21 protein-coding genes and 1 pseudogene are annotated in these 21,528 nt (G+C 59.4%); 14 read left to right on the forward strand and 8 right to left on the reverse strand.

Annotation, left to right across the window (positions count from 1 at the left end):
• Positions 1–17: 17 nt before the first annotated feature.
• The 4 genes from BLW55_RS12920 to pobA all read right to left on the reverse strand — a co-directional run bounded on the left by BLW55_RS12920 (position 18) and on the right by pobA (position 3,615).
• On the reverse strand, positions 18–953 hold the full coding sequence (locus BLW55_RS12920) for a Gfo/Idh/MocA family oxidoreductase (RefSeq protein WP_090329072.1): 936 nt from the start codon (positions 951–953) through the stop codon (positions 18–20).
• Positions 954–974: 21 nt separating this feature from the next.
• Positions 975–1,826, reverse strand: a complete 852-nt coding sequence (locus BLW55_RS12925) for a class III extradiol dioxygenase family protein (protein ID WP_090329073.1) — start codon at positions 1,824–1,826, stop codon at positions 975–977.
• A gap of 9 nt (positions 1,827–1,835) precedes the next feature.
• Positions 1,836–2,246 (reverse strand): protocatechuate 3,4-dioxygenase, encoded by a 411-nt coding sequence (locus tag BLW55_RS12930; RefSeq protein ID WP_090329074.1) that lies wholly within the window; start codon positions 2,244–2,246, stop codon positions 1,836–1,838.
• Between the two features lie 190 nt (positions 2,247–2,436).
• Positions 2,437–3,615, reverse strand: coding sequence for a 4-hydroxybenzoate 3-monooxygenase (pobA, locus tag BLW55_RS12935; protein ID WP_090329075.1), 1,179 nt, complete (start codon positions 3,613–3,615; stop codon positions 2,437–2,439).
• Between the two features lie 270 nt (positions 3,616–3,885).
• Between pobA and BLW55_RS12940 the strand changes: the two genes are divergently transcribed.
• Complete coding sequence (locus tag BLW55_RS12940; RefSeq protein WP_162742393.1) at positions 3,886–4,701, forward strand: IclR family transcriptional regulator; 816 nt, start codon at positions 3,886–3,888, stop codon at positions 4,699–4,701.
• Between the two features lie 11 nt (positions 4,702–4,712).
• Here the strand turns inward: BLW55_RS12940 and BLW55_RS12945 are convergent, their stop codons facing one another.
• Positions 4,713–5,921, reverse strand: coding sequence for a LysR family transcriptional regulator (locus BLW55_RS12945; RefSeq protein WP_143038435.1), 1,209 nt, complete (start codon positions 5,919–5,921; stop codon positions 4,713–4,715).
• 178 nt (positions 5,922–6,099) lie between these two features.
• Between BLW55_RS12945 and BLW55_RS12950 the strand changes: the two genes are divergently transcribed.
• From BLW55_RS12950 to BLW55_RS12990, 9 genes are all read left to right on the forward strand, one after another.
• On the forward strand, positions 6,100–6,834 hold the full coding sequence (locus BLW55_RS12950) for a PIG-L deacetylase family protein (protein ID WP_090329078.1): 735 nt from the start codon (positions 6,100–6,102) through the stop codon (positions 6,832–6,834).
• 12 nt (positions 6,835–6,846) lie between these two features.
• A complete protein-coding gene (locus BLW55_RS12955) occupies positions 6,847–7,518 on the forward strand; it encodes a 4-carboxy-4-hydroxy-2-oxoadipate aldolase/oxaloacetate decarboxylase (protein ID WP_090329079.1) in 672 nt (223 codons plus the stop codon).
• Positions 7,511–8,569 carry a 4-oxalomesaconate tautomerase gene (locus BLW55_RS12960; RefSeq protein WP_090329080.1) on the forward strand — a complete coding sequence of 353 codons (1,059 nt, stop codon included), beginning with the start codon at positions 7,511–7,513 and terminating at the stop codon, positions 8,567–8,569. The genes BLW55_RS12955 and BLW55_RS12960 overlap by 8 nt, the downstream gene beginning before the upstream one ends.
• A gap of 17 nt (positions 8,570–8,586) precedes the next feature.
• Complete coding sequence (locus tag BLW55_RS12965) at positions 8,587–9,459, forward strand: amidohydrolase family protein (protein WP_090329993.1); 873 nt, start codon at positions 8,587–8,589, stop codon at positions 9,457–9,459.
• A gap of 29 nt (positions 9,460–9,488) precedes the next feature.
• Positions 9,489–10,508 carry a TRAP transporter substrate-binding protein gene (locus BLW55_RS12970; protein WP_090329081.1) on the forward strand — a complete coding sequence of 340 codons (1,020 nt, stop codon included), beginning with the start codon at positions 9,489–9,491 and terminating at the stop codon, positions 10,506–10,508.
• 77 nt (positions 10,509–10,585) lie between these two features.
• Positions 10,586–11,590, forward strand: a complete 1,005-nt coding sequence (locus BLW55_RS12975; protein ID WP_090329082.1) for a TRAP transporter substrate-binding protein — start codon at positions 10,586–10,588, stop codon at positions 11,588–11,590.
• A 12-nt stretch (positions 11,591–11,602) separates the two neighbouring features.
• Positions 11,603–12,106, forward strand: a complete 504-nt coding sequence (locus tag BLW55_RS12980) for a TRAP transporter small permease (RefSeq protein WP_090329083.1) — start codon at positions 11,603–11,605, stop codon at positions 12,104–12,106.
• Entirely contained in the window at positions 12,093–13,403 is a 1,311-nt protein-coding gene (locus BLW55_RS12985; protein ID WP_090329084.1) for a TRAP transporter large permease, read from the forward strand. Before BLW55_RS12980 ends, BLW55_RS12985 begins: the two co-directional genes overlap by 14 nt.
• 1 nt (position 13,404) lies before the next feature.
• Positions 13,405–15,162: a thiamine pyrophosphate-requiring protein gene (locus tag BLW55_RS12990; RefSeq protein WP_244509068.1), complete on the forward strand. Its 1,758-nt coding sequence runs from the start codon at positions 13,405–13,407 to the stop codon at positions 15,160–15,162.
• A gap of 528 nt (positions 15,163–15,690) precedes the next feature.
• Here the strand turns inward: BLW55_RS12990 and BLW55_RS12995 are convergent.
• A complete protein-coding gene (locus BLW55_RS12995) occupies positions 15,691–15,999 on the reverse strand; it encodes an amidohydrolase family protein (protein WP_425286779.1) in 309 nt (102 codons plus the stop codon).
• On the opposite strand from BLW55_RS12995, the pseudogene BLW55_RS21105 reads away from it, so the two are divergent.
• Positions 15,937–16,125: pseudogene (locus tag BLW55_RS21105) on the forward strand (hypothetical protein); the annotation flags it as partial. The gene BLW55_RS12995 and the pseudogene BLW55_RS21105 sit on opposite strands and share 63 nt — an antisense overlap.
• Before the next feature lie 81 nt (positions 16,126–16,206).
• Here the strand turns inward: BLW55_RS21105 and BLW55_RS13000 are convergent.
• Both BLW55_RS13000 and BLW55_RS13005 read right to left on the reverse strand, forming a co-directional pair.
• Complete coding sequence (locus tag BLW55_RS13000) at positions 16,207–17,205, reverse strand: dipeptidase (protein WP_090329086.1); 999 nt, start codon at positions 17,203–17,205, stop codon at positions 16,207–16,209.
• Positions 17,202–17,885: a helix-turn-helix domain-containing protein gene (locus tag BLW55_RS13005; RefSeq protein WP_090329087.1), complete on the reverse strand. Its 684-nt coding sequence runs from the start codon at positions 17,883–17,885 to the stop codon at positions 17,202–17,204. Before BLW55_RS13005 ends, BLW55_RS13000 begins: the two co-directional genes overlap by 4 nt.
• Positions 17,886–18,081: 196 nt before the next feature.
• Here BLW55_RS13005 and BLW55_RS13010 point away from each other — a divergent pair, with 196 nt between their 5' ends.
• The 3 genes from BLW55_RS13010 (at position 18,082) to BLW55_RS13020 (ending at position 21,515) form a co-directional block, all read left to right on the forward strand.
• Positions 18,082–19,593 carry an ABC transporter substrate-binding protein gene (locus BLW55_RS13010; protein WP_177175074.1) on the forward strand — a complete coding sequence of 504 codons (1,512 nt, stop codon included), beginning with the start codon at positions 18,082–18,084 and terminating at the stop codon, positions 19,591–19,593.
• An 85-nt stretch (positions 19,594–19,678) separates the two neighbouring features.
• The gene (locus BLW55_RS13015) at positions 19,679–20,596 is read left to right on the forward strand and encodes an ABC transporter permease (protein WP_090329089.1); all 918 of its coding nucleotides are present in this window, start codon (positions 19,679–19,681) and stop codon (positions 20,594–20,596) included.
• A gap of 10 nt (positions 20,597–20,606) precedes the next feature.
• The gene (locus BLW55_RS13020; protein WP_090329090.1) at positions 20,607–21,515 is read left to right on the forward strand and encodes an ABC transporter permease; all 909 of its coding nucleotides are present in this window, start codon (positions 20,607–20,609) and stop codon (positions 21,513–21,515) included.
• Positions 21,516–21,528: the final 13 nt, after the last annotated feature.

Raw genomic sequence — 21,528 nt, forward strand, 5'->3', positions numbered from 1 at the left:
AGGTCCGCTTTCGTTTCTCAGTTTTGAAGAAGAGCGTTGATGCGATGAATGACACGCATGGCCGGCATGACCTCATGGATGGTCGACCGGGCCGGCTGGACGCCGTTTATGGCATCGATAAAGGCCTGGTCCTGATCGAGGAAAGCAGCGCCGGTCAGAGGTATCGGCTGATGTTCATGATCTTCCAGTGCATCGCGGAATACATGGAACGTGCCGCTGTCGCCGATATAGCGATAGAAACCGCCGAATGGACCGCGATTGTTGAACGACAGCGCAAGCGACAGCAATGCTCCGTTGGCGGCTTTGAGCGCGATGCTCATATCCATCGGAATTTTGAGCTCCGGATGCGGCGGCCCTGCCTGGCCGAAGGCTTGCGGCTTGGGATCTCCCGACAGCCAGAGGAACAGGTCGATTGTGTGGCAGGCATGATGCCACAGCAGATTGTCGACCCAACTGCGCGGCTCACCATGCATGTTGAGATTGGTGCGCCGGAAGAAGAATGTTTCCGCCACGAGATGCTGGAGCGTAAAGGAGCCGTCTTCGATCCGTGCCTTCAGATGTTTGTGGGCGGGTGAAAAGCGTCGGGTGTGGGCTGCCATCGCCAGCTGCCGGGGCCGCGCGCCGGCGGTGGCCGCCAATGCTTCGCATGTGGGAAGATCAAGGCCGATGGGGATCTCGGTGAGAACGTGTTTCCCGGTTTCCAGAGCCTTGATCGTATGCTCGGGATGTAGCGCCGACGGGCTGGCCACGATGACCGCGTCTATCCCGTCGTGTTCCAGCACAGTGTCGAGATGCGATGAGGTCGCGGCAATGTTCCATTTGGCAGCGAAGGCAGCCCCCGTCTTCTCCTCGCCATAGATCAGAGCCGCGACCTCCACTCCGACGATGCGCGATAGTGACTGCATATGTGTGTCGGCAATCGCGCCCTCGCCAATGATAGCGATCCGCACCATGTTATTCCCCGCTTCTGGGCTCTACTTGTTGCGATAGCAGGCAAGGCCCGCCGCAGTCAGCGAGGCAGACACATGGTAGTGCTGGTAAACTTCCTCCACTTCCAGATTCATGGCACCCCGTGCAACAAGCCACATGATGAGCTCGGCACCCTCATGGCCGGCTTCCTTCATGAAGACGCCGTTGGGGATTTTTGTGAGAGCCATCGGATCGGTGACCATCTTGTCGAGGAACATGCGGTCGAAATTCGGCTGCATGAAGCCGGAACGCTCTCCTTGAAGCTGGTGCGACATGCCGCCCGTGCCCACGATCAACACACGCGTGTCCTTCGGATAGGCGTCGACCGCTTTTCTGATTGCCTGCCCGAGCTTGAAACAACGGGCCGCCATTGGCAGAGGAAACTGGATGGTGTTGACGGTGATGGGGATCACACGCGTGGGCCATTCCTCCACCTCGCCGGCCGGGCCGCCGAAGAACACGCTCATGGGAACGGTGAAACCGTGGTCCACACTCATTTCCTGAAACATGGTCATATCGAACTCCTGGGCAACCAGATGCTCGATCAGGTGCCAGCTCAGGTCCGGGTCACCCTGGAATGGCGGGATCGGGCGAGGGCCCCAGCCTTCATCGCCTGACAGATACTGTGCTGCAGCACCGATGCCGAAGGTTGGCACCCGGTCGAGAAACACTTCAAGGCCGTGATCATTGTAGACCACGATGGTGACATCAGGCTTGAGTTTCTTGACGAATTCCTTGGCCGGAAGATAGCCGTCGAATAGCGGCTTCCAATATGGATCCTGGGTTATCCCGGTGTCCATGGCGATACCGATGGAGGGGACGTGGCTTGTCGTGACGGCGGCGATGATTTCAGCCATGGAAACCTCCTACTGATCCCGGTGGGCGTTGAGTTTGGCGCGGAATTCCTCAAGCGTCATGCTGTTCTGCTGGGCGCCAACATGCTGCATCGAGACATGATTGATCGATGCAAGCTTGAACACGTAATAGATGTTGCCGCCTGAGCGGATCATGCCGATCCAGTCGCGCTCCAGAACCAGCTTCTTCGATTCCTCGCTGAGGCCAAACCGATCGCAATAAGCCGCCTCATCGGCGGCGAAGGCCTCGCGGTTCTCAGGCTTTGTCAGGGACATGCACATCTTGTTGAGGGGATAGTTCTTCTGGCTGCGCAGGCCATCAAACAGGTAGGTGCCTTCGAGTGAGCGGGCCAGCCGCTTGTCCTCCTCGATGCGTTCGGTGATCGACGGTGTGCTGCCGTTTTCTTCATTGGATGATGACATGAATGCCTCCTTGTTCGCACAGAAGCGGATACTGTCGTTCCGCACTAGCATCGGGGATGCGGCAACTGAAATTGGAATTGCGCGCGCTATTATTCATTTTCTGCACAAGCCTTGACGCATGATCTCAAAAAGCTGTTGTTTCACAATGAGATTGCTTTTATTAGCAGTGAACGGCATGGGAGCTGTGAGATCAATCTTCAAACGGCAGTCCGATATATTGTTCGGCGAGAGCCGCCTGGGCGCGTTCCGACGCACAGAGATGATCGTAGTCGTTGATGCGAACCTTCTTTTCGAACGGAGTTTCCTGCGGGAAGACATGCAGGAGCTTGGTCAACCACCAGGACAAGCGCTCCGCTGACCAGACGCGTCGTAGTGCGGTTGCCGAGTAATCATCGAGATAGGCACTGTTGCCTTTGGCGTAATGTGTTTCGAATGCGCGGGCCAGATAGTAGACATCCGAAACGGCCAGATTCAGGCCCTTCGCGCCGGTTGGTGGCACGATGTGAGCGGCATCGCCTGCCAGAAACATGCGTCCATACCGCATCGGTTCGGCGACGAAACTGCGCAGCGGGGCGATGGATTTCTCGATGGATGGGCCAGTGACAATCTGTCGGGACAATTCGTCAGGAAAACGCACCTTCAGTTCTTCCCAGAATCGATCGTCCGGCCAGTCGTTCAGGTCGGCGTTCACATCACACTGGATGTAGTAGCGGCTGAGCATGGGGTTGCGCTGGGAGGCCAGCGCGAAGCCATTGTCGTGCTGGGCGTATATGATGTCCGGCAGGGGCGGGGTCTCGGACATGATGCCGAGCCAACCAAACGGATAGACCTGCTCGTAGGTTCTCAGAATATCCGTGGGAATCGACTGCCGCCCGACGCCGTGGAAACCGTCGCAGGCGGCTATGAAGTCACAGTCGATCCGTTCCTGCCTGCCGTCCTTGACGTAGGTCACAAAGGGTTTGTCGTCGGTCAGATCGTGCAGTTTCACGTCGGCAGCTTCGTCGATGATCTCGGCGCCGGCTTTCTCACGCGCCGCATACAGATCTTCAGTGATGGCGGTTTGACCATAAGCCATCATCGGCTTGCCCGTGTACTTCACGGTATCGATGAAGAACGGGTCGCGCTCTTGCCAAACAATATGTGTGCCATCGTGGAGATGGCCCTCCCGGTCCATGCGGTCGCCGAGGTCAACGTCACGCAGCAGCTTGATGGTGCCATACTCCAGCACGCCTGCGCGGATGCGTTTCAGCACGTAGTCCTTGCTCTGCCGTTCCAGGACAATGCTGTCGATGCCCTTCAGTTCGAGGATATGGGAAAGCAGCAGCCCGGCTGGGCCTCCACCGATAATCGCGATGCGCGTTTTCTTCATTGTTCGAAATACCAGTGTGGTGATTCTTGTTTGCAGTCGGTGCGCCCAGCATGCCAAGCGCAATGATCTGCCCGGACAGGCCATGGCAGGGGCTTCAATAAGAGGGGAAGGGAACTGCCTTGTCAAGAAAATGAACTATGGTCTGCATAGCGAACCTTTGTAGGGTTGCTTTTTGACATGGTGGTATGGGATCGCGGCGAATTGACAGAACCGCCGTTTTGGAAAACTGTCCCCCTCATCTGGGCACGATCCTGCAGTCATGGAGTTGTTATGAGCGAAACCGATGAAGAGGCCGCACCGACAGGCGTAAGATCGCTGTTGCGTGGGCTCGAAATCCTTATCGCTGTGAATGAAAATCCTCCCGCGACAATTACCCGGCTCGTAACGCTCACGGGATTGCCGAAGGCAACGGTGATCCGTCTCCTTGCGACGCTCAAATCTGCAGGCTATGTGCGCCAGAACAGCGATTCCGGTGCCTATGAGCCCCTGCCGCAGGTGCGCCGATTGGCGAGCGCGATGATGGTCGAGAATCCATTTCTTACCGAGGCGCGGCAGAGGCTGAACGCTTTTGGACTGCAAGTAGGCTGGCCATCCGATCTGTTGATGGCCGAACCGGAGGCAATGGTGACTGTCGCCTCCAACCGCGACGCTGCCCCCATCCACCTGCGCCGCTTCGAGCAGCGTCGATTTCCAATCCTCGATTCGGCTGCCGGACTTGCGTATCTGTCAGCGCTGCCGGAGAGCGAACGGATTTCAATCGTCAAACGCCACTGTGCGACAATGGCCGAGAAAGACGATATCCGGAAGCGTGTTGATGAAACGCTGCGGGACGTTGCCGAGGTTGGCAAGCAGGGCTTCTCAATACATGACTACAACGCACCGATGGAGGGCACACGGGCGGTTGGTATTGCGGTCCTCTCAGAGGGGCGGCCTGTCGGAGCGCTGGTGCTGATCATTCTCAAAGGAGCAGTCACACAAGGGCAGCTTCATGAGCAGTATCTGCCAGCGTTGCGAGACTGTGCCGAGGGCCTTGGTGGTGCCTATCACCTTCATCGGGGAGATCAGACAGTGCTCGCAGAAAGCTGACTGAAAACTGATCAGATTTTGGCGACCAACGCCTTCAAATGCTCCAGCAATCTTTGTTGCGGCACAGCCGGCAGCCATCCTTCGCGCATGGTGACACCGATGGAGCGTTCGCTGTTTTTGAGCGGATAGACGATCTCGGAGAGAAGACCGAGCTTGATTTCATAGTCCACCTGGCCAGCAGAAATGATGGTTAGCCGGTCGCTGTTCATCAAGAGGCCCCGCAAGACGGTAAGGGAACCTGTTTCAATTGGATGTGCGTCCCCGTCGGGGCGTTGCAGTGCGGCGTAGAAATTGTCGAAATAATCGCGGGCAGGGGCTCCGGCGCGGGGTGCGACCCACGGATATTCTGCAAGGCGTTGCGGTGTTACGGGCTCGCCGGAAAGAAGCGGATGTCCGCTCCGCCCCACGATGATCAAGGGATCGACAAACAGCTCTTCCTGTACGAGTTCAGGCGGCAAGCGAGCGCGCCGGAGCGCGCCGATAATGATGTCGATATCGCCGTGCCTTAGCGCCTTGGAGAGATCCAGATAAGGGGCGTCCACCACAATGATGTCGAGCATCGGGTACTCTTCGGTCAGCTGCATCAGCGCACCGGGCAGAAGACTGGTTTTTGCCAATGGAAGGCAGCCGATGGCGAACCGTCCTGCGAAGCTGCCTTTCCAACCCTGAATATCGATCTGCGCTTGCGCAAACTCCCCGAGAGCCAGTTTTGCCAGTCGTGAAAACTCGACAGCCTGACGGGTCGGTTTGATGCCCGCGCTGGTACGCTCGAACAGCTGGCAGGTGAGCTGCGCCTCAAGTTCCCGACAAGAACGATGCACGGTCGATTGTTGTACCGCAAGTTGCTGTGCCCCCAGGCGAAAGCTTTCGTGCTCGACCACGGCAATCAATGCCCGCAACTGGCTGAGCGTGAAGCGGCGGTGGAGGTGCGGCGGTGCTTTGCTGGCGAAGCGTGCTGCATAGTCACCAGCTCGTCGCAGGTAGTGCGTGCCGCGGCACATGCGTTTCAGGTAGACCTCGCCTGGCTCCGTCATGACCATGCCGCGCCGCCGGTTGAACAGCTTCACGCCAAGCTGCGTTTCGATCTTGGCGATCCCTTGAGTCAGTGCCGGTTGCGAGAGATTCAGTTGCTCGCAGGCGCGTGTAATGCTGTGGGTCGCGCCGATCGCTTCCAGCGCCTGCAGGTGCTTGAGGTTGGGGATATCCGCGTAAAGGTCCAATTCTGCTCTCCGTCGATGAGTCCGCAGCACGCTGCGAACCTTGCAATAGCTTGAAATGATAATTGCGCAAAATGAATAGTTGGCCACGCCCGGGGCGACATTCAAATTGGCGGTTGCCACGTGAATGGCGCTAGCCTCCTAACTTGAAAGACCACAACAGCAAGGTAGCGTTCGCCCAATGGTTCACGACAAGACTGCTCTCGTTATCAGCGCCCATTCCGCCGATTTTGTCTGGAGGGCAGGAGGCGCAATTGCGCTGCATGCAAAGCTTGGCTACGAGGTGACAGTCGTCTGCCTGTCCTATGGCGAGCGTGGCGAGTCCGCGAAGCTTTGGAAGTCGGAAGGCATGACTCTCGACAAGGTCAAGGCGGAGCGTCGACGCGAGGCGGAGAACGCTGCGCAGGCCATCGGCGTTCACGATATCCAATTCTTCGATCTCGGAGACTACCCGCTCGAGGTCGACCGGGATGCAAAGTTCCGTCTGGTCGATGTCATCCGCGCCGTGCAGCCCCGCTTCATGCTGAGCCATTCGCATTATGATCCCTATAATCTGGACCATTCACTCGCGACCAAGATTGCGATGGAATGCCGGATGATCGCTCAGGCCTGGGGGCATAATCCGGGTGAGAAGGTGCTGGGCGCGCCACAGCTCTATCTGTTCGAGCCGCATCAGACCGAACAGATGGGCTGGAAGCCTGACACGTTTCTCGACATCACCGAGGTGTGGGAGCAGAAGAAGAAGGCGATCGAATGCATGGAAGGTCAGGAGCATCTCTGGCACTTCTACACCAATGCCGCCGAGAATCGCGGCAATCATTTCCGTCGCAATTCGGGAGGTCAGTCGGGCGGCCGTGCGGCCAAATATGCAGAGGGTTTCCAGTCGGTCTATCCCCGCACGGTTGACGAGCTATAGGGGGCTTTCCGGATGAACGTTGTCGTACAGAACATCGAACGAGTGGATCGAAAAATCATCGAGGGCCTCGGCAAATGCGGTGTGTCCACGGTGCATGAAGCGCAGGGGCGCAAGGGGCTTCTGGCCTCCTATATGCGGCCAATCTACCCTGGCGCGCGGCTGGCCGCTTCCGCCGTTACAATTCTGGCGCCGCCCTGCGATAACTGGATGGTGCATGTCGCCATCGAACAGGTGCAGGCGGGTGACATTCTGGTTCTCGCAACTACATCGCCGTCCGATGCCGGTTACTTCGGCGACCTTCTGGCCACATCAATGCAGGCGCGCGGTGGCGTGGGACTGATCATCGACGCTGGTGTGCGCGATGTGCGCGACCTGACACAGATGGGTTTCCCCGTCTGGTCCAAGGCGATCTGCGCTCAAGGGACCGTCAAGGAGACGCTCGGGTCGGTCAATGTTCCGGTCGTCTGTGCCGGCGAGCTTGTTCATCCGGGCGATGTCATTGTCGCTGATGATGACGGAGTTTGCGTGGTGCGGCATGCGGAAGCGGCTGACGTGCTCGCCAAGGCCCGCGAGCGCGAGGCTAATGAAGAAGCCAAGCGCGCCCGACTGGCTGCCGGCGAACTAGGGCTCGATCTCTATGCAATGCGCCCGCGCCTCGATCAGAAGGGGCTGAAATATGTCTAACGGCGTGCCCTGTATGTGGATGCGTGGCGGGACTTCGCGGGGCGGGGTCTTCCTCGCTGCCGATCTGCCAGCGGATACGGCGGCGCGAGACGCGTTTCTGTTGGGTGTGATGGGGTCTCCGGACCCGCGTCAGATCGACGGACTTGGTGGAGGCGATCCGCTGACCTCGAAGGTCGCGATCGTTTCGCCTTCGAAGCGTGATGATGCAGATGTCGACTATCTGTTCCTGCAGGTTTTTGTCGACCAGGCCCTGGTGACCGATGCGCAGGGATGCGGAAATATGCTTGCGGCCGTTGGCCCGTTCGCGATTGAACGGGGGCTGGTTCCACCATCGGACGGCGAGACCCGCATCCGCATCTATATGGAGAACACGCAGACTTTGGCGGTCGCGCGCGTTGCCACGCCCGGAGGGCAGGTAACCTACCGGGGTGATGCGCGCATTGACGGCGTTCCCGGTACGGCCGCCGCAGTACCACTTGAGTTCCTTGATGTCGCGGGCTCCACTTGTGGCGCTTTGTTGCCAACCGGGCGTGCGTTCGACACCATTGATGGTGTCATTGTGACCTGCATCGATAACGGAATGCCCGTCGTGGTTCTCGCTGCAAGCGATATGGGTGTTGCCGGTTACGAAACACGTGAAGAACTTGATGCCAATACCGCGCTCAAGGCGCGGCTTGAGGCCATTCGCCTCATTGCAGGCCCGATGATGAATCTTGGCGATGTGACAGAAAAATCGGTGCCGAAAATGACCATGGTCGCGCCGCCCCGTGATGGCGGGGCGATCGCAACGCGGACGTTCATTCCGCATCGCTGCCATGCCTCCATAGGCGTCTTCGGTGCGGTGAGCGTTGCAACGGCATGTATTCTGCCAGGCACGCCGGCAGCGGCGATCGCCAACGTGCCGGAGGGCTTTGACAAGGTGCTTCAGATCGAACATCCCTCGGGTGCTACACCGGCAATTTTGTCGGTTGACGCCGAAGGCGCTGTAACCGGGGCTGGCATGCTCAGGACGGCACGCAAGATCTTCGATGGCGAGGTCTTCGCCCAATGACAACGGAAATGACGACCATGACGGCCGAACCGCCGACCTTTCATCCCAACCCCTCGAAGCCGTTCTACGTGCCACCCGCAGGTGCGGTCGACGCCCATTGCCATGTCTTCGGCCCAGCGACGCGCTTTCCTTATGCGCCGGAGCGAAAATACACGCCCACCGATGCGTCCAAGGAGATGCTGTTTTCCCTGCGCCGGCATCTGGGGTTTGCGCGCAATGTCATCGTGCAGGCGAGTTGTCACGGCAAGGACAACACAGCGATGATCGATGCGCTGGAGGCGGAGCCAGAGACGGCGCGCGGGGTCGCGGTGGTTGACCCGACCATCACCGATGAGGAATTGCACAGGATGGATCGTGCTGGTGTGCGTGCCGTGCGGTTCAATTTTCTGAAGCGGCTCGTGGATGCAACGCCCCGCGAACACTTCCAGCGTATCGCCGAACGAGTGGCCGAACTCGGCTGGCATGTGGTCGTCTATTTCGAGATGCCGGACCTTGCCGATCTTGCGCCTTTCCTGCGCGGTCTCCCGACGACGGTGGTCATCGATCATATGGGTCGGCCAGATGTCGGTCTGGGCGCCGATGCTACTGCGTTCAGCACATTTGTCGAACTGCTTGAGGACGAGAAATTCTGGGTTAAGGTCGGTTGCCCTGAGCGTTTGACGGTTGAGGGCGTGCCCTATCGTGATGTCATCCCTTTTGCCCGCCGTTTGGTCGATACCTATTCCGACCGGGTGCTGTGGGGAACCGATTGGCCCCATCCGAACATGAAGAGCCACATTCCCGATGACGGTTTGTTGGTGGACCTCATCCCCGCGATCGCCACGACCCCGGAATTGCAACGCAAGCTGCTTGTCACCAATCCCTCGCGCCTCTACTGGGGCGAACACTAACGGTAGTGAGCTGCCGTCAGGAGATAGAAATGAACAAACGCCTTTCTTCGCTCATCCATTTCGCCCTTGCGGGTACCCTCAGTTTCGGGCTGGTCGCAGCCGCGTCGGCTAGGGAATTGCGGCTCGCCCATTTTATGTCGCCCATGCACCATATGCACAAGCGCATGATGCAACCCCTGGCAGACAAGCTCGCTTTGGAGACTGGCGGTGAAGTGACGATCCGCATCTTTCCTTCGGGCGAACTAAGCAAGAGCGGCGCGGCCCAGTGGAGGACGGCACTGACGGGTGTCGCAGATATCACGTTCGGCCTGCAAGGCTATACCAGCGAGACGTTCCCGCGCACCATGTTCGCCGTCGCGCCGGGTCTGTTTCACTCATCGGCGGAAGCCACAACAGCGATGTGGGAGAATATTGATGCATTGGCTCCTGACTATGAGCGCGCCAGGCTGCTCGCCATGTGGGCTGCCGAGCCGGCGATCATCATGACCAAGGATGTGCCGATCCGCACTCTGAACGACATGAAGGGGCTGAAGATCCGCACTGCTGACCAAGTGGGCGCGGCCATCGTGCAGACGCTTGGCGCAACCCCGGTGCCGTTGCCGGCCAGCGAGATGTATACGGCCATCGATACCGGCGTCATTGACGGGATCATGAGCGATGCCAGCACAATCGAATCGTTCAAGCTGCAAGAGGTCGCCAATTATTTCACAGTCGGTCTGCCATCCAGCACATCGGCGTATTTCCTGGTCATGAACCGCCGCAGTTTTGACGGGCTGACTGCCGACCAGCAAGCCGCGCTCAATGCGCTGACAGGACGCGATCTCAGTATGGCGGCGGCAAGCTCCTACGCTACGGAGGCTTCGCGCGGGCTCGATATGGTGCGTGCGGCTGGCAAGACGATCATCGAGGTCAAACCGGAGGTGCTTGAGGACTTCAACGCCAAGTCGGACATCGTGATGCAGTTGATGCTGAAATCGGCAGAAGAAGCTGGCGTAAACGGAGAGGCGATCGTGGAGGGGTTCCGCAGCAGTGCGTCGGCAACACGGTAGACGGAATCAGCATGCCCGGCAGGGGGGGAGCCTGCCGGTGGCGCATGGGGCGCCCAACATAAAACAGGGAGGAAAATATGAGACGTGCAGCAGCAGGACTTGCAGGATTACTCGGTCTGGCACTCGGTGCCACGGCAGGGACCGCCAGCGCCACCGAACTAAAGGTGTCGCACTTCATGAGCCCGATGCATCACATGCAGGCCCGGGTTCTGGAACCATGGACGCAGAACCTCGCCAGCGAGGCTGCCGGTGACCTGACGTTCCGCATTTTTCCGTCGGGCGAGTTGAGCAAGAGCCCGGTCGCGCAATGGAAAACCGCGCTGACGGGTGTGACGGACATCGCGTTTGGATTGCCCGGCTATACAACCGAGAATTTCCCGCGCACCATGCTCACCGTGTCGCCGGGTCTGTTCGAGACCGCAGCCGAGGCGACCGACGCTATCTGGGACAATATCGAAGATATCGCGCCGGACTATGAGCGCGCCAAGCTGCTCGCGCTCTGGGGCAGTGAACCGGCGGTGCTGATGACCCGCAACACACCGGTCAAATCGCTTGCCGATGTGAAGGGCCTCAAGATCCGTACGGCTGATCAGGTGTCGGCATCGATCATTGAAGCATGGGGCGGGACGCCCGTTCCTTTGCCGGCAAGTGAGATCTACACTGCCATGGATACCGGAGTGATCGATGGCCTGTTCATCGATCCGAGCGGCGTCCCGTCCTTCCGCCTCGACGAGGTGGTGAACCATGTGACGCTCGGATTGCCGACCCCGTCCTCCGCCTTCTTCCTGGTGATGAACCAGAGTGCCTGGAATGGCCTCACCGATGCGCAGAAAGCACTGCTTGACGGCGTGAGCGGTCGGCAACTCAGCCTCGATTCCGCAGCCTCTTACGCAAAGGAGGCTGAGCGGGGCATGGATATCCTGAAGAGTGCCGGCAAAGACATTGTCACACTGAATGCCGAGGCTCAGGCGGAGTTTGTCGAGGCGACGAAACCGGTTGCAGACAAGCTTGTCGCTGATGCCAACGGACGGGGTGTGGAGAACGCCGCCGACATTGCATCGGCTCTTGGTGGAAAGAACTAGGATACAAAGACGATGATGCGTGCGAAGGAAACCAGGCCAACGGTCGCCGACCGTCTGGCCGACGGGTTCGGTCTTCTGGGCGGGATAGCAATCCTGTTCCTGGCCGGGCTGGTCTTCTGCGATGTGGTGGGGCGTACCTTCGGGGTGCCAATATTCGGCGCGCGCGATATCATGGTGATGACGCTGGCAGTGATCGCTGCCAGCGGCTTTGCCAGCGGGGCGACGCAGGGTGTTCACATCGCCATCGATGCTCTGCAGCACGTCTTGCCGCCCTGGTTGCGGCGGGGCCAGCTCCTGCTGGCGGACCTGATCAGTCTGACGATCCTTGCCATTCTTTCCTGGCGCAGTTTCGTCGGCGGTACGGAAGCCAGCGATTTTGGCGAGCGGACGATGCTCCTGTCGCTGCCGCACGCGCCATTCTATTTCGCCCTGTCGCTCGGCCTTGGTCTGTATGCCCTGGTGGTCGTGTTCGATATTGTCAAACAATTCAAACCGGGGAACGATGATGCCGAATGAGATGTATGGTCTGCTGGGCATTGTCGGCCTGGCGGTGCTCCTGATCCTTCGTGTGCCGGTGGCGCTGGCAATCGGTATGGTGGGTTTTGTCGGCATCACTGCGCTGAGCGGTGTCAACACCGCGTTTTACATGGCCTCGTCGGAGGCTTTCGCCACCGTGACCCAGTATGAACTGGTCGTCATCCCTCTGTTCGTGCTTATGGGCAACATCGCTAGTGCGTCCGGCCTTAGCCGTGACCTTTACGATGCGGCCTTTGCCTGGATTGGCCGGCTGCGTGGCGGTCTTGCCTCAGCGACGGTCATCGGCTGTGCCGGTTTCTCGGCGCTGAGCGGCTCGTCCATCGCCTCGGCGGTGACCATGGGCCGTGTTGCCCTGCCGCAGATGAAGCGCTTTGCCTATTCGGATGCGCTGGCCACTGGATCGGTGGCCGCCGGCGGCACGCTCGGCATCCTCATCCCGCCTTCAACCGGCTTCATCATCTATGCCACGCTTACAGAACAATCGATAGGCCGCCTGTTCATGGCCGGGATCCTGCCGGGTCTCCTCCTCACCACGCTGTTCGTTGTGGCGATCTATATTGTCACGTTGATCCGTCCTGCCGACGGGCCCGCCGGTGAACCATTCACTTTGAAGGAGAGCCTTCGAGCCGGTCTGCGTGCGTCTTTGATTGGTGGTATTATCGTCGTCACCATCGGTGGTATCTATCTCGGTTTCTTTACGCCCGCAGAGGCTGCAGGGATCGGCGCGATACTGACGCTCTTTGTCTCGTTCTTCCGTGGGCGGCTGAGCCTGACGCAGTGGAAGAATGTTCTGATGCAGACGGTCCGCACCACGTCGATGGTCTTCCTGATTTTGGTGGGCGCCAATATCTTCGCGCCCTTTCTTGCGCTCAGTGACCTGCCGCATTTCATCAGCCAGGGGCTGACAGCCCTTGATGTCGGGCCCTATGGAGTGCTGTTCCTGATCCTGGCGGCATACATTATCCTTGGGACCTTTCTTGAGGGCCTCTCGCTACTGGTCATCACCTTGCCCATCGTCTTCCCAGCCATCATTGCCGCGGGCTTCGATCCGATCTGGTTCGGCGTCATTGCAGTGATCGTTCTGGAAATGGGGCTGATCTCGCCGCCGGTCGGGCTCAATGTGTTTGTCGTCGCCAGCATTGCCGACAACGTGCCGCTGTCGACCGTCTTCCGCGGGATCATTCCGTTCTGGATCGCCATGGCGGTCTGTACGGTTCTGCTGATCCTGTTTCCCTCAATTGCGCTCTACATTCCGCAAACAATGATGGGAAACTAGCGTGACCGCGATTTCGCCGGTTCACCACCAGGTTTCCGCCAAAGCAAAGACTGCCTTCATGACCAATGCACGCGACAACCCAAGCGGCGCCGATGCGGTGCTGTTCAGCCTCAAAGCCAACGGCGTCGACTACCTTTTCGCCAATGCGGGCAGCGATTTCGCGCCGATAATCGAGAGCTACGCCCGGCGCGGCGAAGAAGGAAAACGCGCGCCAAAGCCGGTCATCGTTCCCCATGAGGCGGCGCTGGTGGCCATGGCACACGGCTACTATCTGGTCACCGGCCGGCCGCAGGCGGCCATGGTGCATGTCAATGTCGGGTTGGCAAACGCCGTCATGGGACTGATCAATGCTCATGCCGACGACGTGCCGGTGATCATGATGTCCGGCCGCACACCCCTGACCGAGCATGATCGGCCGGGCGCGCGTCGCACGCCGATCCAATACGGACAGGAACAGTTCGACCAAAGCGGCATGGTGCGCGAGTTGGTGAAGTGGGATTACGAACTGCGCTACGCCGAGAACGCGGCCAACCTGGTGTCGCGGGGCTATGCTATCGCCATGTCAGAGCCGGTTGGCGCGGTTTATCTCAGCCTTCCGCGCGAGCCGCTGTGTGAGCCCGCGCCGAAATCGCGTGAGGAGGGGACGCCCCTTCAAGTGGCAGCGAGCCCGACTGCTCCCGATCCGCAGGCCATCGAACAGGCAACTGCATGGCTTGCGGGGGCGAAGAACCCGCTTATTGTCTGCCAGCGCGGCGACCCGGCGGGCAGGGTGGCGGCTCTTCTGGGCGCCCTGGCCGAGCGGCACGGCATCGCCGTCAGCGAAGTGTTCGCGACACGCAACGTCATGCCGAGCGATCATCCGATGCTCGTGGGGCCCAATCTGGCCGAGCTCTTGCCGGCCGCTGATGTTGTGCTCGTCGTGGATGCGCCGGTCGCCTGGATCGAAAGCGCTGCGCAGCCTGCCGAAACGGCCAAGGTCATCCATGTCGGTCCTGATCCGCTGTTCGCACGCATGCCCGTGCGCTCTTACCGCGCTTCACTTGCGATTGCCGGCAATACCGCGCGCACCCTTGCCGCGCTCGATGCCGCGCTGGAGGCGCATCCGCCAGCCACGACTGCGCGGCGCAATACCATTGCCGCCGGACATAGCGCCTACCGCGCGAAGGTGGCAAAAACGACCGAAGCGGGAAGCCGTGGCGTGGCCAGCAAAGCATGGGTTGCGCACTGCGTTTCCGAGATTCTTGGCAATGACGGCATCGTCTTCAACGAACGGGGAGCGCCTTCCCCGTTCTACACGCTCAAGGCCGGCAACCGGTTTTTCGGCAACACGCCAGCTGGCGGTCTGGGTTGGGCGCTGCCCGCTGCACTGGGCGCGCAACTTGCTGATCGTGAACGGTTGGTTGTGTGCGTTGTCGGCGACGGATCGTATATGTTTGCCAATCCCGTTGCGTGCCATCAGGTCGCGGAAGCCCACGGTTTGCCCCTGATAACGGTCATACTCAACAATAGTGCCTGGGATGCTGTGAGGCTCTCGACACTGGAGGTCTATCCTGAGGGATATGCCTCGCGCGCCAATGATGTTCCCCTTTCCGATTTATCACCGGTGCCCGACTACTGCGCCATTGCCGCTGGTTCACGTGCCTGGACCTGCGTGGTGGAGGAGGCAGGGGAACTACCTGCTGCCCTCTCCAAAGCAGTTGCGGTTGTTCGTGAAGAGCGGCGGCAGGTGGTGATCGATGTGCGCGTGCGGGCGGAGTGATGGAGTAAGTTTGCGTCCCGCGTTTTAACGTCCCTCAGTATGAGTTCTAGATAGGTTGTACATTCACATTGAGGCGATATCCGTTGAAAGCAAAGTCCGGCCCGATGATGGGTCGAATGCGGCGGTTGAAACGTGTATTGACCTGAAATGCACATTCTCATTCAGGAGATTTTGATATGAATGTCGCCTGGGGCAACGTCGCCATGATAACCGCTTTCCTGCAGACGTGATTGCTGAAAGATCAATTCGCGCGCAGCCATCGCGCCACGCTAATCTCTCGTGGTTTTGTTATGCGAGCGCGTGAAAGCGTTCCTGAAATCGCACTGTTTCCATATAGAGCGCCTCTAATCGTAACCTCTTCGTGGTATCCCATGGAGTGATGCTGCTTGATCTTCTCACCACCGGTGACCTGCGCTGCGCTTTCTGGTGGGAGTAGCAACTCTCCTTTCCAACGCCTTTGTAATTTTCTCAGAGACCGAAGGCCGCAGAGACTACTGCGGCCTTCGGTCTCTTCCAAGTTTCTGGAACTCAGTTTACCGGCAGCAAAGCTGTTTCGTCGCGTACGGCGCGGTCAGCCTGGATAACAGCGGTCAGCTTGTTCTCATACTGGGCGAAGCGGGCCAGATCTTCCAGCGGATTGGCTTCGAGCACCAGAAGGTCCGCATGGGATCCAACCGCAATCTGACCGATCTTTCCTTCCATGCGCACGATCTTGGCGTTGTTCACCGTTGCATGGCGCAATGCCTCTACCGGTCCGCAGTTGTGGACCGGTAGAATGCCGGCGATCCGCTCTACCGTCCCATGGCTCCCGACTTCGGCACATCCATCGCCTTCCAGGCTGCCTGCGACCTCGTCTTCAAGGGCCGTGAGCAACCCAATGGTTATACCGAGCCGGTGCTGCATGCACGGCGGCTGGAACTCAAGGCACAGGACAGGGCCCATGCGGCAAAAGCGCAGGCCTGACATTGGGCGTAACCGCACCGGCAGGGTCTGCCGGTGCAAGCGCCCGATCGCGCCGATTGGGGCGGCGCGGTCGGGACGTCTTCAACTGCCCCAGATGTCTTTCAAGACTCGCAGCCAGTTGCCACGCATGACCTTTTCCACCTGATCCTCGCTGTAACCGCGCTTGCGCATGGCGTCCCAGATCGCCGGTGTGTCCGTCATGGACTGAAAATCCGCGTTGAGGCGGGTTTCATAGACATACCAATCGCCAAGAACGCCGGTGATCTTCTGGTCCATGCCATTGGGGCCGTAGGATTTATCCCACTTTTCCGGGGACGGCCGCGGCGATTCCACCACATCGCTGGCAAATGCCGCGTGGTCGATGCCGCCGACATTGATGAGATGATCGAGGTGGTTGAGATAGTCATCCATGGTCGGGCGTTCATCATGGCGCACGGCGGGAGACCACATCACGGCACCGGTCAGGCCGCCTGTCTCTGCAACACCGCGAATGTGCTCGTCGGTCTTGTTGCGCAGGCTGGGGCATACGACATAGGAATTGGCGTGGCTGATGACCAGCGGACGCCCCTTGCTGGCCGCGATGAACTCGCTGGTGGTGCGATGGCCGCAATGGGACAGGTCGATCACCAATTTGAGGCGGTGCATTTCTTCCAGCCATTCCCGGCCGGCTTCCGTCATGCCGGTGTCTTCAGGCCCCTCCTGCGGCGCACCGCAACCGAAACGGTTGGGCTTGTTGTAATTGGGCTGAAGAATGCGCACACCGAGCTGCTTGAGCGTAGCGAGCAGTTTGACATCCGCCTCGATCATCGTTGAATCCTGCGTGCCGATGATGATGGCGACGCGATTGGTTTCGGCGGCCTTGCGTATGTCGTCGGTGCTGGTGGCAATGAGAGCCACATCGCTCATTTCGGCCACTGTGTCGCGCACATGCTCGATCTGCAGAAGGCTGTCCGTCAGCGTGGCATAGGGGCGTGTGGTGGTGTAGTTGATGGCGTGAACGCCGCCCTTCAAGGTCTTTTCCATCTGCTCCCGGTTGAAACCGGCACAGTTCAATCCATCGATTGCCCAGCTGTTGCTCATGGCAAATTCTCCCTCTCCTTGTTGATTTCATCACGGCGTTTCAGGGTGTTGAAACGTTTCTCGTCCTGCGCAGACTGGTGGCGAAAATTGGCCCACAGGACTACAGTTTCGCGCTGCCCAGCATTCCGGAAACGGTGGGGACGCGTGCTCTCAAAGGCGCAGGCATCGCCTTCACCGAGGATATGAACGCGATCCTCCACCTCCAATTCAAAGCCGCCTTTCAGCACGTAACCGGCTTCCAGGCCGCAATGGCTGTAGGGTTTGTCGCCGCTGGTGTCATCGGGCCCCATGCGGATCAGAAAAAGGTCAAGCCCGCGCTTCTGGCCATTGGCGGTCAGAAGATCCTTGGTGAGACCATCTGTGCCGAACTGGACGCGGTCGCGCTTTCCAACACGCGTGACGATGTTCTCATTGTCGGTTCGGTCGCCGGAAAAGAAGTCCGATACACCGACTTTCAACGCGTCTGCGGTCACTGCAAGCGTGCGGACCGATGCCGAGGAAACGCCGCGCTCTATCTGGCTGAGATGCCCGACGGAAAGCCCCACTTTCGCTGCCAGCTGGCGCAAGGAAAGACCGCGAACCTGCCGAAGGTGCCTGATCTGGGCGCCGACGCTTTGGTCCGTGACAGTCTTGCCCGAAAGGGCAATGGTCGTATTTCCAGGGGGTGGGGATCGGGACACGATGACCGGTTGTGAATTTGTTGCGGTTTGGAAAACATATATGTGAAATTTGTTCTTGTAAATTCATTATTGCCATGACAGAGTGATAATCGTTCATTGTCTGGTGATGCGCACACGCTCCTACTGGGGTAAAAATGAAAGCGCCGCTGGTACAACCGCGCTGCCCTGCCGGGCCTGCGCGACAGGGGAGGAAAGCATGTTTTCACATATCAAGCGCTCATTCGCTGCGGTCGCGCTGGCAACAGTCCTTGCTGGGCCGGGTGCGGCGGAAACCTTGACCATTGCCCAGAATTTCGACCCGCAGACGCTCTGGCCGAATGGCACGACGGCGTCTGACAATCTCAACGCCGGTTCGGCGATGGTGGAATCGCTGTTCTGGCAGGATCCGCGCAGTGGCAAGATCGAGCCTCTGCTGGCAACCGGTTTTGAACTGGAGACGCCGAAATCGGTTCTTCTCAAGCTGCGCGAAGGCGTGATGTTCACCAATGGCGAACCCATGAACGCCGATGCCGTGGTGCATTCCATCGAGGTCTTTATCGACAAGGAACTTACCCCGGCCTATGCGCAGGTGGCGCAGGCTTTTCAGGGGGCTGAGAAGGTCGATGATCTGACGGTACGGATCGCGCTCAAGAATCCGTATCCGCCGCTCGCGCTTGCGCTCAGCCAGATCTATGTGGTGCCGCCCAAGCACTGGAATGAGGTGGGCCTGGAGGCCTTTGGCCAAAAGCCGGTCGGTACCGGCCCGTTCAAATTCTCCGAGTGGGTGCGCGACGACAAGCTGGTGATGGATCTGAATGAGGATTACTGGGGCGACCTGCCGAAGGGCATTGACGGCCTTGTTTGGCGTCCGGTGCCGGATGATACCGCGCGTGTCGCCGGTCTTACGACGGGTGAATATGATATTGTGAAGGACCTGCCGGTTGCGGCCATCCCGTCTCTGGAAGGGCAGGAGGGCGTAACGCTCGTGCCGGTGGCAAGCTACCGCATCTATCAGATAGGCCTGTCGTCGCTGCCCCAGCATGAAAGCCCGCTCCAGGACAAGCGCGTCCGGCAGGCGCTGAATTATGCAGTGGATCAGCAGGCCATCATCGATGCGCTGTTCTTCGGAAAAGCCAAGGCTCTGAACGGCCAGGTTCTCCGCGAGCCGCAGCTTGGCTTCAATCCCGAGATCAAGGATTACCCCTACGATCCCGAAAAGGCCAAGGCGCTCTTGGCGGAGGCCGGCTATCCCGATGGTTTCGATATCACCTTCAAATTCCCCTCGGGCCGCTATGCGCAGGATCGTGAGGTTTCCGAAGCCGTTGCCGGCATGCTTGGCAAGGTCGGGGTCAAGACCGAGATGATCGCGCTGGAGCCCGGTGAGTTTCTTCGCCAGCTGCGGAACAAGGAACTGGCTCCGATGTATTTCGTCGGCCTTGCGCCGCAGGACGATCCGGCATTCCAGGCTTCGCAATATGTCTCTACATGGCGTTACACGACCATCGCCAATGAAGAACTCGACGCGCTCGCCGAGGCAGGCGCCAAGGAGATGGATCTGGAGAAGCGACGCAAGATCTATCAGGACATGATGGCCCTGATGCATGAGGAAGCGCCGATCATCTTCCTCTATCAGGGGCTCGATCTCTACGGCACGGCCGCAAAGCTGAAGAACTTCCTGCCGCGGGGCGACGGGCGCATGTTCTTCTACGGGGTGACCTACGGGGAGTGATGCCACAAGGGTGGCGGCATCCCGGCTGCCGCCCTTGTTGCAGGTTCTGACCAGGTCCTGAACACGAGACCCGGAGCAAGGTTTCATGCTGAAGTATCTCGCCAGAAGAGTGATCCTGACCATACCGGTCCTGTTCGGTATTCTGGTCATCTCTTTTCTTCTGACGCATTTGAGCGGCGATCCCACCGATCTGATCCTGCCGCCTGACGTGACTGAGGAAGCGCGGGAGGCGTTCCGCAAGCGGCATGGGCTCGATCAGCCGATCTGGGTTCAGTTCGTCTCGTTCTGCACGCAGGCATTGCAGGGCAATTTTGGCGATTCCCTGCGCTTTCACGAACCGGCCCTGACGCTGGTGATGGACCGCATGGCGGCGACCACCGAACTGGCCGTGGCGGCCATGGCGCTGACCATTCTGATCGGTGTTCCCGCCGGCGTGATTGCCGCCTATCGGCGCAATACGCCCATCGATCTTTCGGTGCGTGGCACCACTCTGGTCGGGCAGGCCATGCCGTCCTTTTATCTTGGAATCCTGTCCATCATTATTTTCGCTGTCTGGCTGCGCTGGCTGCCCACGGGTGGTCGGGGCACCTGGTGGCATCTGGTGCTGCCAGCGACGACGCTGTCCTTCCAGCTTGTTGCGCTGGTGGCACGCGTGACGCGGTCCTGCATGCTCGATGTTCTGGGGCAGGATTATATCCGAACCGCCCGTGCCAAGGGGCTTGGTGAGATGAAGGTGGTGTGGCTGCACGGGCTGCGCAACGCCTTCATTCCCGTCCTGACGGTGATCGGCCTTCAAGTGGGTTTCTTGATGGGCGGCGTGGTGGTCACGGAGACCGTGTTCTCCTGGCCGGGCGTCGGGCGACTGGCCATTCAGGCGATCTATGCGCGCGACTTTCCCGTGGTTCAAGCGATCGTGCTTCTGTTTGCGCTGATCTTCGTGGTGGTCAATCTGATCGTCGACCTTCTCTACGCGGTTCTCGATCCGCGCATCAGCTACCGGTGAGGCAGTGATCATGGCGACAGCCGAAACCCAAAGCGTCCCCGTGACCAAAAAGACTTCGGACAGTCAGTTCCGCCTCGTTCTGCGTCGGCTGTTCGGCAAGAATGTCGTGATTGTGAGCGTGGCCTTTCTGATCCTCTCGCTACTATGCGCGGTTCTGCCGGGGCTTGTCGCGCCGCACGATCCTTTCGAGCAGGACTTGCTGTTGCGGTTGAAACCGCCTTCTTTCGTCGAGGGCGGGGTGTCGGGCTATCTGCTCGGCACCGATCATCTGGGCCGCGATACGCTCTCGCGCATCATCTTCGGCGCACGCATTACGCTGGTGGTCAGCGTGCTGGCGGTGGCCGTTTCCATGCTGGTGGGCGTGGCCGCCGGGCTTGCAGCGGGGTTTTACGGCGGGCGAACCGATTCCGTCATCCAGCGGCTGATCGATATGCAGCTTGCCTTTCCCGTCATCCTGCTTGTGATCGCGGTGGTTGCCGTGGTCGGCCCCTCCCTGACCAATCTGATCATCATCATGGGCCTCTCGGGTTGGCCGCGCTTTGCTCGCATCGTGCGTGGTGCGGTGCTTTCGGTGCGGGGGCTCGAATATGTGGAGGCGGCCCGCGCCATCGGCGCCGGGCAGTTGCGCATCATGACCCACCACATCCTGCCCAATATCCTTTCGGCGATCATCGTCTATGCGAGTTTCGAGCTCGCCCGCATGATCCTTCTGGAAGCCACGTTGAGCTTCCTGGGTCTCGGCGTGCAACCGCCAACGCCGACATGGGGTGGCATGATCAGCGATGGCAAGAACTACATTTCGATTTCCTGGTGGGTATCGCTTTTCCCGGGGCTCGCCATCGGCGCGATCATCCTCGCCTTCAATATTCTGGGCGATGAGCTGCGCGATGCGCTCGACCCGCAATTGACACATGAATGAGGGGCAAATCACG

It is taken from the genome of Nitratireductor aquibiodomus (assembly GCF_900105565.1).
In the GTDB taxonomy this organism is placed as follows: domain Bacteria; phylum Pseudomonadota; class Alphaproteobacteria; order Rhizobiales; family Rhizobiaceae; genus Nitratireductor; species Nitratireductor aquibiodomus.

What these genes read in the sequence shown, in the direction of transcription:
- BLW55_RS12920 (WP_090329072.1), bottom strand. Translation starts at nt 953, where the DNA reads ATGGTGCGGATCGCTATCATTGGCGAGGGCGCGATTGCCGACACACAT.
- BLW55_RS12925 (WP_090329073.1), bottom strand. Translation starts at nt 1,826, where the DNA reads ATGGCTGAAATCATCGCCGCCGTCACGACAAGCCACGTCCCCTCCATC.
- BLW55_RS12930 (WP_090329074.1), bottom strand. Translation starts at nt 2,246, where the DNA reads ATGTCATCATCCAATGAAGAAAACGGCAGCACACCGTCGATCACCGAA.
- pobA (WP_090329075.1), bottom strand. Translation starts at nt 3,615, where the DNA reads ATGAAGAAAACGCGCATCGCGATTATCGGTGGAGGCCCAGCCGGGCTG.
- BLW55_RS12940 (WP_162742393.1), top strand. Translation starts at nt 3,886, where the DNA reads ATGAGCGAAACCGATGAAGAGGCCGCACCGACAGGCGTAAGATCGCTG.
- BLW55_RS12950 (WP_090329078.1), top strand. Translation starts at nt 6,100, where the DNA reads ATGGTTCACGACAAGACTGCTCTCGTTATCAGCGCCCATTCCGCCGAT.
- BLW55_RS12955 (WP_090329079.1), top strand. Translation starts at nt 6,847, where the DNA reads ATGAACGTTGTCGTACAGAACATCGAACGAGTGGATCGAAAAATCATC.
- BLW55_RS12960 (WP_090329080.1), top strand. Translation starts at nt 7,511, where the DNA reads ATGTCTAACGGCGTGCCCTGTATGTGGATGCGTGGCGGGACTTCGCGG.
- BLW55_RS12965 (WP_090329993.1), top strand. Translation starts at nt 8,587, where the DNA reads ATGACGGCCGAACCGCCGACCTTTCATCCCAACCCCTCGAAGCCGTTC.
- BLW55_RS12970 (WP_090329081.1), top strand. Translation starts at nt 9,489, where the DNA reads ATGAACAAACGCCTTTCTTCGCTCATCCATTTCGCCCTTGCGGGTACC.
- BLW55_RS12975 (WP_090329082.1), top strand. Translation starts at nt 10,586, where the DNA reads ATGAGACGTGCAGCAGCAGGACTTGCAGGATTACTCGGTCTGGCACTC.
- BLW55_RS12980 (WP_090329083.1), top strand. Translation starts at nt 11,603, where the DNA reads ATGATGCGTGCGAAGGAAACCAGGCCAACGGTCGCCGACCGTCTGGCC.
- BLW55_RS12985 (WP_090329084.1), top strand. Translation starts at nt 12,093, where the DNA reads ATGATGCCGAATGAGATGTATGGTCTGCTGGGCATTGTCGGCCTGGCG.
- BLW55_RS13000 (WP_090329086.1), bottom strand. Translation starts at nt 17,205, where the DNA reads ATGAGCAACAGCTGGGCAATCGATGGATTGAACTGTGCCGGTTTCAAC.
- BLW55_RS13010 (WP_177175074.1), top strand. Translation starts at nt 18,082, where the DNA reads ATGTTTTCACATATCAAGCGCTCATTCGCTGCGGTCGCGCTGGCAACA.
- BLW55_RS13015 (WP_090329089.1), top strand. Translation starts at nt 19,679, where the DNA reads ATGCTGAAGTATCTCGCCAGAAGAGTGATCCTGACCATACCGGTCCTG.
- BLW55_RS13020 (WP_090329090.1), top strand. Translation starts at nt 20,607, where the DNA reads ATGGCGACAGCCGAAACCCAAAGCGTCCCCGTGACCAAAAAGACTTCG.